At 74.4% G+C, this 14,192-nt stretch carries 12 protein-coding genes and 1 pseudogene; 6 read left to right on the top strand and 7 right to left on the bottom strand.

Annotation, left to right across the window (positions count from 1 at the left end):
• Positions 1 to 3 precede the first annotated feature (3 nt).
• Together rpsN and rpmB are read right to left on the bottom strand one after the other, a co-directional pair.
• Positions 4 to 309 carry a 30S ribosomal protein S14 gene (gene rpsN, locus ACIP60_RS31325; protein ID WP_400690839.1) on the bottom strand — a complete coding sequence of 102 codons (306 nt, stop codon included), beginning with the start codon at positions 307 to 309 and terminating at the stop codon, positions 4 to 6.
• A complete protein-coding gene (gene rpmB, locus ACIP60_RS31320; protein ID WP_400690836.1) occupies positions 309 to 545 on the bottom strand; it encodes a 50S ribosomal protein L28 in 237 nt (78 codons plus the stop codon). Before rpmB ends, rpsN begins: the two co-directional genes overlap by 1 nt.
• A gap of 123 nt (positions 546 to 668) precedes the next feature.
• On the opposite strand from rpmB, the gene rpmG reads away from it, so the two are divergent.
• Positions 669 to 833: a 50S ribosomal protein L33 gene (rpmG, locus tag ACIP60_RS31315; RefSeq protein ID WP_400690833.1), complete on the top strand. Its 165-nt coding sequence runs from the start codon at positions 669 to 671 to the stop codon at positions 831 to 833.
• 245 nt (positions 834 to 1,078) lie between these two features.
• Complete coding sequence (locus ACIP60_RS31310; protein WP_400690830.1) at positions 1,079 to 3,535, top strand: phosphocholine-specific phospholipase C; 2,457 nt, start codon at positions 1,079 to 1,081, stop codon at positions 3,533 to 3,535.
• A gap of 195 nt (positions 3,536 to 3,730) precedes the next feature.
• Here ACIP60_RS31310 and ACIP60_RS31305 read toward each other — a convergent pair whose 3' ends face one another.
• Genes ACIP60_RS31305 through ACIP60_RS31295 form a run of 3 tightly spaced genes read right to left on the bottom strand, consistent with a single transcriptional unit; the run spans position 3,731 to position 6,248 of the window.
• A complete protein-coding gene (locus ACIP60_RS31305; RefSeq protein WP_400690827.1) occupies positions 3,731 to 4,321 on the bottom strand; it encodes a class II fructose-bisphosphate aldolase in 591 nt (196 codons plus the stop codon).
• A complete protein-coding gene (locus tag ACIP60_RS31300) occupies positions 4,318 to 5,304 on the bottom strand; it encodes an ROK family protein (protein ID WP_400690825.1) in 987 nt (328 codons plus the stop codon). The genes ACIP60_RS31305 and ACIP60_RS31300 overlap by 4 nt, the downstream gene beginning before the upstream one ends.
• The gene (locus tag ACIP60_RS31295) at positions 5,301 to 6,248 is read right to left on the bottom strand and encodes an SIS domain-containing protein (RefSeq protein ID WP_400690822.1); all 948 of its coding nucleotides are present in this window, start codon (positions 6,246 to 6,248) and stop codon (positions 5,301 to 5,303) included. The genes ACIP60_RS31300 and ACIP60_RS31295 overlap by 4 nt, the downstream gene beginning before the upstream one ends.
• A gap of 398 nt (positions 6,249 to 6,646) precedes the next feature.
• Here ACIP60_RS31295 and ACIP60_RS31290 point away from each other — a divergent pair, with 398 nt between their 5' ends.
• Positions 6,647 to 8,443: a ricin-type beta-trefoil lectin domain protein gene (locus ACIP60_RS31290; protein ID WP_400690819.1), complete on the top strand. Its 1,797-nt coding sequence runs from the start codon at positions 6,647 to 6,649 to the stop codon at positions 8,441 to 8,443.
• Positions 8,444 to 8,712: 269 nt separating this feature from the next.
• Here the strand turns inward: ACIP60_RS31290 and ACIP60_RS31285 are convergent, their stop codons facing one another.
• Positions 8,713 to 10,116 carry a hypothetical protein gene (locus tag ACIP60_RS31285; RefSeq protein ID WP_400690816.1) on the bottom strand — a complete coding sequence of 468 codons (1,404 nt, stop codon included), beginning with the start codon at positions 10,114 to 10,116 and terminating at the stop codon, positions 8,713 to 8,715.
• Between the two features lie 216 nt (positions 10,117 to 10,332).
• The gene (locus tag ACIP60_RS31280) at positions 10,333 to 11,163 is read right to left on the bottom strand and encodes an aldo/keto reductase (protein ID WP_400690813.1); all 831 of its coding nucleotides are present in this window, start codon (positions 11,161 to 11,163) and stop codon (positions 10,333 to 10,335) included.
• Positions 11,164 to 11,399: 236 nt separating this feature from the next.
• Between ACIP60_RS31280 and ACIP60_RS31275 the strand changes: the two genes are divergently transcribed.
• The 3 genes and pseudogenes from ACIP60_RS31275 to ACIP60_RS31265 all read left to right on the top strand — a co-directional run.
• A complete protein-coding gene (locus tag ACIP60_RS31275; RefSeq protein ID WP_400690810.1) occupies positions 11,400 to 12,065 on the top strand; it encodes a TetR/AcrR family transcriptional regulator in 666 nt (221 codons plus the stop codon).
• 7 nt (positions 12,066 to 12,072) lie between these two features.
• Positions 12,073 to 13,593: an MFS transporter gene (locus tag ACIP60_RS31270; protein ID WP_400690807.1), complete on the top strand. Its 1,521-nt coding sequence runs from the start codon at positions 12,073 to 12,075 to the stop codon at positions 13,591 to 13,593.
• Positions 13,594 to 13,803: 210 nt separating this feature from the next.
• Positions 13,804 to 14,192 (top strand): annotated as a pseudogene (locus tag ACIP60_RS31265) (hypothetical protein); the annotation flags it as partial.

Genomic DNA, 14,192 nt, shown 5'->3' with positions numbered 1-14,192 from the left:
CGCTCACCAGCTCGACGTGCGCACGCCCGGCAGCTGTCCGGCGTGCGCCATGGTGCGCAGGTTGATCCGGGACAGGCCGAAGGCGCGCTGGTAGCCGCGCGGGCGGCCGTCCACGGCGTCCCGGTTGCGCAGGCGGGTGGCGCTGGCGTCCCTGGGCTGACGGTCCAACTCCCGCCGGGCGGAGGCGCGTTGCTCCGGTGTGCTGCCGGGGCGGGTGAGGGTGCGCTTCAACTCGGCCCGGCGCTCGGCGTGGCGGGCGACCAGGGCGCGGCGGTGCTCGTTCCTGGCGATCTTGCTGCGCTTGGCCATCAGACCTTCTCCCCGCGGGCGCGGATGCGGGCGACGGCCGCCTCGATCCCGATGGCGTCGACGGTCTTGAGGCCCTTGGCGCTGAGCGTGAGGCGCACGTGGCGGCCCTCGCCGGGCAGCCAGTAGCGCTTGCGCTGGATGTTCGGGTCGAAGCGGCGCGGGGTGCGGCGGTGCGAGTGGGAGATCGCGTTGCCGAATCCCGGCCTGCGGCCGGTCAGTTGGCAGTGGGCGGACATCGGGGCTCCGTTCCGGTCGGGTGGACGGGAGCACTCTACATGAAAATGGATTTCATTTTGCTAGAGTCGTGCCCCATCCCCCGACACCGCATCCCGGACACCGGGCCGAACCCGAGGACTCCCGTGGCACGCAACGAACTGCGCCCGATCGTCAAGCTCCGCTCCACCGCCGGAACCGGCCACACCTACGTCACCCGCAAGAACCGCCGCAACGATCCGGACCGGCTGGTCCTGCGCAAGTACGACCCGGTCGTCAAGCGCCACGTCGACTTCCGCGAGGAGCGCTGACCTCCACCGACTCCCGCGCCCCGAACGCCCGGCACTCCGGCCGGGGGCCGCCACGTCCCCGGCCGTGCTTGCGGGTTCCCTTGACACGGGCTGCCGCCGCCCGCACAGTTTGCGCAAAGGTGCGCGATCGAGCGCCCAAGCAATCACCTTTGCTCAGCAGGTGGGTGGCGGCCGTCCCCCCGTTCCTCCGGCCTCCCCACCGTGCCCGTCGTCGTCGACAGCCCGACCGCGAGGAGTCAGCCCCCATGTCCCCCTCCCCCCGCATCAGCCGCCGCGCCGTCCTGTCCGGCGCGGCCGGCGCGGCCGGTGTCGCCGCCACCGGCGCGCTGCCCAAGGTCCTGCGGGACCTGCTGGCCACCCCCGTCCCGGCCGGCACCGGCACGATCGCCGACGTCAAGCACGTGGTGGTCTTCATGCAGGAGAACCGGGCCTTCGACCACTACTTCGGCGCCCTGCGCGGCGTGCGCGGCTTCGGCGACCGCAACGCGGTCACCCTGCCCGGCGGCAAGCCGGTCTGGTACCAGCCGTCCACCGCGCACCCGGACGGGTACATCCTGCCGTTCCGGATGAACACCGCCGCCACCAGCGCCGTCTGCGCCTCCGCCCCCGCCATGAACTGGCCCACCGACCTGGGCATGTACGACGGCGGCCGGTACGACGGCTGGAACACCGCCCGCACCCCCGGCCTCGGCATGGGCCACTTCGCCCGCGGCGACCTGGACTTCTACTACCAGCTGGCCGACCACTTCACCGTCTGCGACCAGTACTTCTCCTCCACCCTGACCCAGACCAACCCCAACCGGCTGCACGTGTTCACCGGCACCAACGGCGGCTCGGTCGGCCAGGCCAACGTGATGGACAACACCGAACCGGCGGCCGGCTTCACCTGGACCACCTACGCCGAACGCCTCCAGGCCGCCGGGGTCAGCTGGCGGGTCTACCAGCAGAGCGACAACTTCGACGACAACGCGCTGGCCTGGTTCGCCGCCTTCAAGAACGCCAAGGCCGGCCAGCCGCTGTACGACCGCGGCCTGGCCACCGTCCCCGACCTGGTCAAGGCGTTCGGCGACGACCTCGCCGCCGGCACCCTCCCCCAGGTCAGCTGGATCGTCGCCCCCACCGCGCTGTCCGAGCACGCCAACTACCGCCCCGCGGCGGGCGAGGACCTCACCGCCCGGCTGCTGGCCAAGCTGGCCGCCCACCCGGAGGTGTGGGCGAACACCGTCTTCCTGCTCAACTACGACGAGAACGGCGGCTTCTTCGACCACGTCCCGCCGCCCGCCCCGCCCGCCTCCGACACCGACGGCCTGTCCACCGTCGCCACCACCGGCGAGATCTCCGGCGGCAAGCCGGTCGGCCTCGGCTTCCGCGTCCCGATGACGGTCGTCTCCCCCTGGACGCGCGGCGGTTACGTCTGCTCCCAGGTCTTCGACCACACCTCGGTGCTGCGCTTCTGCGAACAGGTCTTCGGCGTCGCCGAACCCAATATCAGCCCCTGGCGCAGGGCCGTCACCGGCGACCTCCGCTCCGCCTTCGACTTCACCTCCGCCACCACCGCCTGGCCCGCCCTGCCCGACACCAGCGGCTACGTCGCCGCCGCCGCCACCCAGTGCTCCACCCTGCCCGCCCCCGCCGTCCCCGCCGTGCAGTCGGTGCAGCTCCAGGAGGCCGGCCACCGCAAGGCCCGCCCGATCCCGTACGCCTTCGAGGCCGGGGGACGCGTCACCCCCGGCACCTTCTACCTCGACCTGGCCAACACCGGCGCCGCCGGCCAGTGCGTCTACCTGTACGCCAACGCCCACCGCACCGACGGCCCCTGGCGGCACACCGTCGAAGCCGGCAGGACACTCACCGACTACTTCGTCGCCGGCACCCCCACCGGCGCCTACGACCTCTCCCTGATCGGCGCCAACGGCTTCCACCGCCGCTTCCGCGGCAACCGCGTCACCGCCACCACCGGCGGCAACGCCAACCCCGAGGTCACCGCCGCCGTCGACGGCCCCGGCGGGACACTCACCCTCACCATGAAGAACAGCGGCACCGCCGCCTGCACCGTCACCGTGACCGCCGGCGCCCACCGCACCGACGGCCCCTGGACCTTCCCGCTCGCCGCCGGCGCCACCACCACCAAGACGCTCGACCTCACCGCCTCCGGCCACTGGTACGACCTCACCGCCACCGCCGACACCGCCGACGCCTTCCTGCGCCGCTTCGCCGGACACGCCGAGACCGGCCGGGAGTCCGTCACCGACCCCGCCGTCGTCGGCGCCCTGCCCGCCACCGTCTCCTCCGCCGACAGCCAGGAGACCTCGGCCGAGAACGGCGCCGCCGCCAACGTCCTGGACGACGTGCTCTCCACCAAGTGGCACACCGGGTGGAGCGGGACCGCCGCCCCGCTGCCGCACGAGATCCGCTTCGACCTCGGCGCCGCCAGATCCGTCAGCGGCCTGTCCTACCTCCCCCGGCAGGACGGCGGCGTCAACGGCCGCATCGGCCGGTACGAGGTGTCCACCAGCACCGACGGCACCACCTGGAGCGCCCCCGCCGCCACCGGCACCTGGGCCGACGACGCCCTGCCCAAGCGCGTCGACTTCACCGCCCGCACCGCCCGCCACGTCCGGCTGCGCGCCCTCAGCGAGGCCGGCAACCGCGGCCCGTGGACCTCCGCCGCCGAGATCCGCGTCCTCGGCACCGACACCTGACGCCCCCGCGACGGGACCCCCGGCCGGCGGGACGCGCCGGAGCGCTGCCAGTGGTCCGCCCGGTGCGGGGAACCACTGGCAGCGCCCTGCGGTGGATGGCCTGCCGACCCTCGGCGGCCGCCATCCGTGTCCGGCCCGGGCTCCGGGAGGTTGGCCGTCGCATCATCGGAACGACGCTCCCGGCCCGGGACGGAGTCAACCGGCCGTCCGGACAACGGAGTTGCCGGAGACCGCGGGCACCGCAGGCACCGCAGGCGCCGCGGGCACTATTGCGCACCGGTCAGCGGGCCGCGTCCAGCACCGCCGGCAGGCGGGCGGCCTCGGCCGCGGCGGCCTCGCGGGCCGGGGCGAGGCACCTGCGGGTGTCGACCAGCGCGGCGTTCTCCGCCGGCGCCCCCGCATGCTGCCGGTGAAGACGGCGCCCAGGTGGGTGGCGACGTTGGCCTTGGTCATGCCGCGCTCGACGGCGGCGGCCAAGTCCCGGTCGGCGACGCCGGAGGAGCCGTGCAGCACCAGCGGGACGGGGACGGCCGCCCGCAGCGCGGCGGTCAGCTCGAAGTCCAGCGCGGCGTCGCGGGTGAGCATCGCGTGCGAGCTGCCGACGGCGACCGCCGGGCCGGTGACGGCGGTGCCGGTGCCGAGCCCGCGCAGCACCCGGGCGGCGTGGACGCCCTTGCCGCCGGCCCGCGCGGCCACCGCCGGCACCCGGGTGCTGCCGCCGGGCGCGAACCGTTCGGCCCGGGAGGTCGCGTCCGGCGCGGCGTCCGGCGTCACGGCGAGGATCACGTCGCGCCTCCCGGCGGCCGGAGCCGGGCGACGGCCGTCGGGCCGGCCGGGCGGCGCAGCAGGTCCTGTGCGAGCAGGCCCGCGCCCAGGCTGCCCGCCCGGTGGCCCAGCCGGGCCCGCACCAGCTCGGGGCGGGACTGGAAGGTGAGCCGCTCCGCCACCGCCGCCCGCAGCGGGTCCAGCAGGGCGGCGCCGGCCCGGGCCAGCCCGCCTCCGATCACCACCCGTTCCGGGTCGACCAGGGTGAGGGCCGTGACCAGGCCGTCGGCCAGGGCGGACACCGCCTCCCGCCACACCCGTTCGGCGATCCCGTCCCCCGCGCCGGCCCGCTGGAGCACCTGTTCGGCGGGGACGTGCTCGTCCGCCGGCAGGCCGGCCAACTGCCGGTAGCGGCGGGCCACGGCCGAGGCGGAGGCGATCGCCTCCAGGCAGCCGCGCCCGCCGCACCCGCAGGGCGGCCCGTCCGGGCGGACCACCAGGTGGCCCACCTCGCCGGCGCCGCCGTGCGCCCCGGGCAGCGCCCGCCCGTCCACCACCACGGCACCGGCGATGCCGGTGCCGACCGGTACGAAGAGGAAGGACCGCAGCCCGCGTCCGGCGCCGAGCCGGGCCTCGGCCAGGCCGCCGGCCCGCACGTCGTGCCCGAGGGCCACCGGCAGGCCCAGTTCCTCCTCGGCCCACTGCCGCACCGGCAGGTCGCGCCAGCCCAGGTTGGCGGCGTACCGGCAGATCCCGGCGTCCTCGTCGACGATGCCCGGCACGGCCATCCCCACCGCCGCCGGCCGGAACCGGCGGACCAGGCGGCCCGCCAGGCCGAGCACGTTCTCCAGCGCCGCGTCCGGACCGCGGTCGGCCCGGGTGTCCGCGCTCTCGGCGTGCAGCACCGACCTGTCGGCGGCCAGCACGGTCGCCTTGACGTGGGTGCCGCCGACGTCCAGCGCGACGACCGGGGCCGGACCGGCGGCCGGGTGGCGGACCCTCACGGGGTGTCCAGCACGACGGAGCGGGTCAGGTTGCGCGGGTGGTCCGGGTCGTGGCCCCCGGCCCCGGCGAGCGCGACGGCCAGCCGCCGGGCACGCACCGGTTCGGCCAGCGGGTCGCGCCGGCCGGAGGCGACCCGGGCACCGGAGGCGGCGACCCGGGCACCGGTGGCGGCGACCCGGTCCGGCAGGTCGGCCGGGGGCCCGCCGGGGAACCGGACCGGGCGGTCCGGGCCGCTGCCGCCGACCGGCCCGTGGAGGTACTCCATCGCCGGGTAGGACTCGGTCCAGGCCCCGGCGGCCTCGCCCAGCTTGAGCGCCGCCTCGCCGGCCGGCCCGACCGTCCGACCGGCGCCGGGGAAGGTGAACTGCCCGGCGGCCAGAGCGTCTTCGAGCGGCTCGGCGGCGATGGCGGCGGCCGCCTGCTCGGGCAGGTCGGCCGGCGTCAGGCCGAGGCCGGTGCGCAGCAGGGCCAGCGCGGTGGTGGCGAACCGGGTCCGGACCACCGAGCGTCCGTCGGCGAACGAGAGGTCGACCAGCGCGTCGGCGGCGGTGGCGACCGGGGTGGCGGGATCGCCGGTGACGGCGGTGGTGGGGATGCCCGCGGCGCGGGCCCGGGCCGGCGCGGCCAGCACCTCGGTGGTGGGGCCGGAGCGGGTGATCGCCGGCACCCGGTCGTAGCGGCGGTCGGCCGGGTACTCGGAGGCGGCGAACGCGTCGGTCCCGCCCGCGCCCGCGGTCTCGCGCAGCACGGCGTACGCCCGGGCGACGTGGAGCGGGGTGCCGCAGCCGACCACGGCCACCCGCTCGCCCGGGGCCGGCAGCGCGGTGGTCTCGACGGCCATCGCCCGGCGCCGGCACTCCGGCCGGCCGGCGATCTCGGCGGCAACGGCGGTCGCGGTAACAGCGGTCGCGGTAACGGCGGTCGCGGCAGCGACGTCAGTCATGGGGACGGCCCTTCCAGGGCGGACCGCACAGGCGGTCAATGCTTGAAGATGATTGATTTATAGCCCTATCGATCACAAATGAGCAATGCCGTTCAGCAGGCGGACTGCCCGGCCCGCCCTGGAAGTTCGCGCCCCGGGCCGACCGCCGCCAAGCTCCCGCTTCGGTCGCGACCCCTTGACATCGCCCGCCACCGCCAGCACAGTTTGCGCAAAGGTGCGTGCTATAGCGCCGAAGCAAGCAGTTTCACTCACGACGACTGCCGACCGCCCTCCCCCGGTGCTTCCGGCGTCCCCACCCCGCCGTGCCCGTCGTCCCAGTCGTCGAGAACAACCGCCCGCACTCCCCCTCGGGCCCGCCGACACACCGGAACGGCCCGTCCCTCACAGGAGGTTCCCCCATGACGTGGAGCAGGAGAACGGCCGCGACGACGGCAGCCGTCGTCGCCGCACTCGCCGTCAGCGGCGCACCCGCCGCCCAGGCCGACCCGGTCGCCGCCAACACCAGCACCGCCATCGGCGTCAAACCGCTGATGGGCTTCAACAACTGGGCCCGCTTCACCTGCGCCGCCCAGGCCCGGCTGGACGGCACCCGGACCGGCTACTCCTTCCAGCAGTTCATGCAGGACCAGGCCAAGGCGATGAAGGACACCGGCCTGGTCGCCGCCGGCTACACCAACCTGACCGTCGACGACTGCTGGATGCAGCGGACCTCCGCCGGCTACCTGCACGGCGCCGCGACCTGGGGCGGCAGCAGCCAGCCCGGGTTCGACTGGGAGCTGACCGACTACGCGTCCTACGTCCACAGCCAGGGCATGCAGGCCGGCCTCTACACCACCTCCGGGGTGAACACCTGTCAGGGCGTGCCCGGCGGCATCATGGGCCACGAGCAGGCCGACGCCAACTCCCTGGCGTACTGGGGCGTCGACTCCATCAAGCTCGACAACTGCGGGACGACCTCCGCCAACCGGCAGAGCGAGTTCACCGCGTTCGCCCAGGCCCTGGGCACCGCCACCGCGAACAAGGACCGCAAGATCCTCTTCAACGAGTCGGCGCCGGCCGGCTACGGGCCGACCTCCACCGCCAAGTACGAGACGATGGACTGGGTCCGGGGGCTGGGCCAGATGTGGCGGGTCAGCCCCGACATCAACGTCTGGCACAGCGCGACCGCCTCCGCGTGGGACTCCCCGCACGCCGCGGACTGGTACGAGGGCGGCGTGCTGCAGAACTTCATCGACACCGTCGGCCTGGCCCGCTACAACGGCCCGGGCAACGCCAACGACGCCGACATGCTGCTGATCGGCGACAACAACCAGCTCACCCTCGCCGAGCAGCGCAGCCAGTTCGCGCTCTGGTCCGCGATGGGCTCCCCCCTGATGATCAGCACCGACGTCCGGAAGATGGCCGCCGACCCGACCGCCTACGCGCCGCAGCTGGGCATCCTGAAGAACACCGACCTGATCGCCGTCGACCAGGACGCGCTGGGCGCCGGCGGCTACCTCGCCTCCCGCGACAACGCCGCCACCACCGCCGGGATCGACGTCGTCGTCAAGCCGCTGGCCGACGGCGGCCGGGCCGTGGTCGTCCTCAACAAGAACGCCGCCGCCACCACCTACACCCTCGACCTCGGCCGGATCGGCTTCGCCGACTCCTGCGCCCACCCCGTCCGCGACCTGTGGACGCACACCGACTCCAGCGCCACCGGCTCCCTCACCACCACCATCGGCAGCCACGACAACGCCGCCTACCGGATCTCCCCGGGAACCTGCGGCCCCGCCGTCCCGACCGGCCAGATCACCGGCGTGCAGAGCGCCTTCCAGGCCAGCCCGCTCTGCCTGGACGCGTACAACGGCGCCGCCACCGGCGCGAAGGTCGCCCTCTACGCCTGCCACGGCACCTCGAACCAGCAGTGGACCCGGCGGGCCGACGGCCTGATCGCCTCCTACCAGAACACCGGGCTGTGCGTCTCCGGCGCCTCCTCCGGCCTCACCCTGGCCGCCTGCAACGGGTCCGACCCCAAGCAGGTGTGGACCTACAACCGGTCCGGGCAGCTGCGCCAGGCGACCGGCGTCTGCGTCGACGTCGCCGGCAGCGGCCTCGGCACCAACACGAGCGCCACCGTCGCCACCTACACCTGCGGCAGCCACCAGCCCAACCAGACCTGGAGCGCCCCCTTCGCCACCCCGCCCTCGTCCTGAGCGGCTGACCGGCTGACCGGCCCCGGTGTCCGCCACCGCCGGACGGCTGGCCTCCACCGGGTTCCCGCTCACCCCCGTCCTCGTCACGGCCGGACTCCTGCTCGCCGCAGGAGCAGCACTCCTGACGGCCCGTCACCGCACCCGCCGCCCGGACCGACCCGGCCCGCACCCGCGCACCCACGTACCCGCGCGTCCGCACGTCCACGCGTCCGCGCTCCGGCCCGTCCGGTCCCGGCGTTCCGCCGGACGGGCCGGACAGCGGGCGGACCTCAGCGGCGGGCGCGGCGGCCGGTGCCCCGGCGGTTGACGAGGAAGAGGGCGGCGCCGATCAGCAGGGCGGCGACGGCGCCCAGGGTCAGGGGCAGCGCGGAACCGCCGCCGCCGGTCTGGGCGAGGCCCCGGCCGTCGGTGGCGGTGGTGGCGGGAACGGGGGCGGGGCCGGCGGGGTCGACAGCCTGGTGGTCGGGGTACTCGGCCGAGAGCGGCCCCGGTGCGGCGCTGGAGGGCGCGGGCTCGGCGGTGGCGGTGGGCTTGGCGGCCGTCGCGGCGGGCTTGGCGGCGGCCGGGGCGGTGGTCTTCGGAGCGGCGTCGGCGCCGAGCCGGATCCGGATGTCGGCCCCGGTGTCGCTGGTGCCGACGACGCTGACGGACAGGTGGGCGGCGTCGTCGGTGAGGGCCGGGCCGTTGACGTCGAGGGAGTTGTTGGCGGCCTTCTTCTGCTGGGCGGTGTTGCTGATCATGACGGCGTCCTTGTAGTTGCCCTTGGTGACGCGGTAGACGGCGACGCCCTGGGGCACGTCCACGTCCGGGGTGCCGGGGTCGGGGGTGCGGTACTCGACGACGACCCGGTCGCCGCCGGTGCCGAGCGGCAGGTCGATGGCGCGGGTGCCGCCGGTCCCGGGGGCGTGCAGCGGGGTGAGGTGGACGCTGGTGCCGGCCGTGGGGGTGGTGGTCTGCTGGGCGGTGAGCCACTGGAGCGAGAGGAGTTCGGGGGCGCTGAGGCCCTTCTTCTCGCCGCCGCCGCCCATCGGGGTGCGGTGGCTGTACTCGTCGGCGGTGCAGGTGGTGAAGGTGCCGGCCGGGCAGACCTGGCGTTCCTGGTGCTGGAAGCCGAGGTTGTGGCCGATCTCGTGGATGATGGCGGCGCCGTCGTCGACGGCCCCCTCGTGGAACCAGCTGTTGGGGCCGGAGACCGAGCCCAGCCCCCACCAGCTGGAGCAGAAGTCGGAGTGGAAGACGACGGAGATGTGGTCGAACGGCACGCCGGAGACGGCCTTGCGGGCGAGTTCGTTCATCTTCCCGCTGTCGCAGGCGGCGGAGTCGTCCATGTCGATGGTGAACGGGCCGAAGACCCCGTCGCCCCGGGCGGGGACCACGCTCATCCGGCCGCCGGAGTTCCTGGCGTAGTAGGAGGCGAGCGAGGTGCTGCCGGTGCCGAAGAAGTTCCGCACGGCGTCGGCCCGGGTCTTGGCGGCGTCGGTGAGTGCCTTGTTGCGGAAGTTCACCAGCACCACGGCGTGGTGGTCGACGCTCGACGGCTCCGGCGCGGCCACGGCCGGTGCGGCGAGCAGGACGGGGCCGGCCAGGAGGGCGCTCGCGGTGAAGGCGGCGAGCAGCGGGGCGGTCACGGACGCGGCGGTCGCGGGACGGGTCGGCTGGGGGCGCTGAACCATCGGGGTGGATCTCCTTGCACGATCGGCGGGGCTGCGGATCTCGGCGCCGGACGGCGGCCGAACCGGCCGGGAGGCGGGAGCGGTCCGATCCGCTCCCACCCACCCGCGTCCTAGGAGATCCACGGGACGCCCCGCCATAACAGGAATCCACCACCGACTTGGCCGCCCCGGTCGCCAACTACCCGCCGTCGGCCACCCACCGTCCGCCGTCGGAGGTCAGAACTCCTCGTGGGAGTCGGGGTCGCCGCCCAGCCGCTCGTGCGGCCGGTCGGCGATCCGGGCCATCTCCTCGGCGGTCAGCTCGAAGCCGAAGAGGTCCAGGTTGGCGCGCTGGCGTCCGGGGTCCGCGGACTTGGGGATCGGGGTCGCGTCGAGCTGGGTGTGCCAGCGCAGCACGGCCTGCGCGGGGGTCACGCCGTGCGCCCGGGCCACCGCGCCGACGGCGGGGTCGTCGAGCAGCGCCGAGCCGCGGCCGAGCGGGCTCCAGCTCTCGGTGCGGACGCCCAACCGCGCGTGGACGGCCCGCAGTTCGTCCTGCGGCAGCAGCGGGTGCAGTTCGACCTGGTTGACCGACGGCAGGACGCCGGTCTCCCGGTGCAGGCGCTCCAGGTGCTCGGCGGTGAAGTTGGAGACGCCGATCGAGCGGACCAGGCCGTCGTCCCGGAGCTTGATCATCGCCCGCCAGGAGTCCACGTACCTGTCCACCCGGGGCAGCGGCCAGTGGATGAGGTAGAGGTCCACGTACTCCAGGCCGAGCCGGCGCCGGGACTCCTCGAACGACGCCAGGGTCTCCTGGTAGCCGTGGTGGCGTCCGGGCAGCTTGGTCGTCACCACCACGTCCTGCCGGGGCACGCCGGAGCGGGCCAGGCCCCGCCCGACGCCGGTCTCGTTGCCGTAGTTCACGGCGGTGTCGACCAGCCGGTAGCCGGTCTCCAGCGCGCCGGCGACGGCCCGTTCCGCCGCCTCGTCGTCCAGCGGGTAGGTGCCCAGGCCCACCCCGGGAAGCTTCGTACCGTCGTTCAGCGCGTGCACGGGGGCACTGGTCACGAGTCCACTCCTTGTCGGTCCGTCCCTCGCCGCCGGCCCACGGGGCGGGGCGGGCGGTCGCGGTGTCCCCGTGGGCGTACCCGCGGCGGCGACCCGTCGAAGCCCGGTTTCACCCGCCTGCGCGGCGGAGGCGGAACGGGTCCGGCCGCCTCCCGCGGAACGGGTCCGACCGACTCCCGGAAATGCGGTACGATTCCGTTCCGGAACTGATGCGTACCGATTGAGGAGGCGGACAGGTGGGCCTTCCCGTGGACCCCGGCACCGACGGCGCCGCGGCGCAGCGAGCGGACCACCGCGGCGGGCGCCCCAGGGACCCGTCCCGGGACGACGAGCTGTGCCGGGCCGCGCTGGAACTGCTGGCCGAGATCGGCTACGAACGCCTGTCGATCGACGCGGTGGCGGCCCGCGCGCACGCCGGCAAGGGCGCGGTGTACCGGCGCTGGTCCGGCAAGGCGGAGCTGGTCGTCGACGCCATCGAGCGCTTCAAGGGCCCGCTGGCGGAACCGGACACCGGCTCGCTGCGCGAGGACCTGGAGGAGATCGCCCGCGCGTTCGCCGAGACCGGCAGCGTCTTCGAGACCCGGGTGATGGTCGGGCTGATCTCCGCCGTGCTGCAGGACGAGGTCCTGCGCGAGGTGTTCCGGCGGCACTTCGAGGAGTCCCGCCGCCAGGTGTTCGAAACCGTCTTCCGGCGGGCGGTCGAGCGGGGGGAGATCCCCCCGGAGCGCGACCTCGAACTCCTGGTCGGCCTGCTCCCGGCCCTGATCCTCCAGCGGGTGCTCCTGTACGGCACGCCCCCGGACCACGCCTTCGCCCGGCGGGTGGTCCACGAGGTGATCCTGCCCCTGGCCACCGCCCCGGCCCCCTCCCCCGCCTCTCCCCCGACCCGATGCGACAGGTGATCTCCTGATGTCCTCCCCGACGGCCGCCGCGACGGCCCCCCTCGATCCACGGCGCTGGAAGGCGCTGGTCTTCATCTGCCTGGCCCAGCTGATGGTGGTGCTCGACGGCACCATCGTGAACATCGCGCTGCCCTCGGCGCAGCGCGCCCTGCACTTCTCCGACGGAAACCGCCAGTGGGTCGTCACCGCGTACGCGCTGGCGTTCGGCGGACTGCTGCTCCTGGGCGGCCGGATCGCGGACAAGTGGGGCCGCCGGCGGGCCTTCCTGACCGGGCTGGTCGGCTTCGCCCTGGCGTCCGCGCTGGGCGGGGCCGCGGTCAACACCGGCATGCTGCTGGGCGCCCGCGCGCTGCAGGGCGTGTTCGGCGCGCTGCTGGCGCCCGCCGCGCTGTCCCTGCTCACGGTGATGTTCACCGAGGGCAAGGAGCGGGCCAAGGCGTTCGGCATCTACGGCGCCATCTCGGGCGGCGGCGCGGCCGTGGGCCTGCTGCTGGGCGGCGTGCTGACCGAGTACGCGAACTGGCGCTGGACGCTGCTGGTCAACGTCCTCATCGCCGCGATAGCGATCACCGGCACCCTGATGGAGGTCCGCGAGCCGGCCGGCAGCCACAACGAGGCCCGGCTGGACCTGCCCGGAGCGCTGCTCGCCTCCGGCGGCCTGGCCTCGCTGGTGTGGGCGTTCAGCCGCGCCGAGAGCGACGGGTGGGGGTCGGCGTCGACAGTCACCCTGTTCGTCGCGGCGGCCGTCCTGCTGACCCTGCTCGTCATCGTCCAGCAGCGGGTGAAGGCGCCGCTGCTGCCGCTGCGGGTGGTGCTCGACCGCAACCGGGGCGGCGCCTACCTCTCGCTGGGCATGGCCGTGGTGGGCATGTTCGGGCTGTTCCTCTTCCTGACGTACTACCTCCAGGTGGTGCTGGACTACAGCCCGGTGATCTCCGGCGTCGCCTTCCTGCCGATGGTGGCGGGCATGATGACCGGCTCCACCCAGATCGGCGCCCGCCTGATGACCAGGGTCGCCCCCCGCTTCCTGATGGGCCCCGGCTTCCTGCTCGCCTCCGGCGCGCTGGTGATCCTCGCCCAGATCAAGGTCGACAGCTCGTACGCGGCCGTGCTGCTGCCGGGGCTGTTCCTGATGGGCCTGGGCATGGGCACCGCCTTCATGCCCGCCATGAGCCTGGCCACCCGCGGCGTCAAGCCGCAGGACGCGGGCGTGGCCTCCGCCATGGTCAACACCTCGCAGCAGATCGGCGGCGCGATCGGCACCGCCCTGCTGTCCACCCTGGCCGCCAGCGCCACCGCCGACTACGCCGCCGACCACGCCCGCGAGGCGACGACGCCTGCCGCCGGGCACCTGCTCCAACTCCAGGCCATGGTCCACGGCTTCTCCACCGCCATCTGGTGGGCGGCCGGCATCCTCGCCCTGGCCTCGGCCACCGCCTTCGCCCTGATCAACACCGGCCACCAGGGCAAGTCCCCCCATCACGACGGCGCGGACCAGGAGGGCCCGGTCCTGACCGTCGTCCACTGAGGCCCCTCCCCCGCGCGGACCCGTTCCGGCAGCCGACGCACGCCGTCCGCAGCCGGAACGGGTCCGCCGTTCCTCCGTGATCGCTAAGCTGCCGGAACGGCAGTGCGACGATCGCGGAGGAACGGTTTGCCAGGCGAGTGGATCAGGGTGCCGGTCGGCGCGGATTCCGCACGGTGGACCACCCGTAGCGGTTGCCGCCAGGTCCTGCTGGTGGCGCACAACGTCACCTCGGCGACCCGGCTGCTCGACGTCGTCGGCCTGTTCCGCGACGACCTGCGCGTCCAACTGACGGCCACCTGCCCGGGCACCTCGCCCTTCCGCTCCGGCCTCCCGGAACTCCTCGCCGGACTGGGCGTCCCGGTCCTGCCCTGGGACCAGGCACTCGCCCTCGCCCCGGACTTGGCGATATCCGCCAGCTTCGGCGGTCAACTCCATTGCTTCAAGCAGAAGTTGACTGTCCTCTCGCATGGCGTCGGATACAATAAGAAGCTGGCGAAGCCGGGAGCCGGGAGCCGGGAGCCGGGAGCCGGGAGCCGGGAGCCGGGAGCCGGGAGCCGGGAGCCGGGAGCCGGGAGCCGGGAGCCGGGAGCCGGGAGCCG

Source organism: Kitasatospora sp. NPDC088783, assembly GCF_044750705.1.
Classification (GTDB): Bacteria; Actinomycetota; Actinomycetes; order Streptomycetales; family Streptomycetaceae; genus Kitasatospora; species Kitasatospora fiedleri.
Note: the sequence above shows the minus strand (reverse complement) of the source record. Positions and strands in the feature narration are given on the sequence as shown.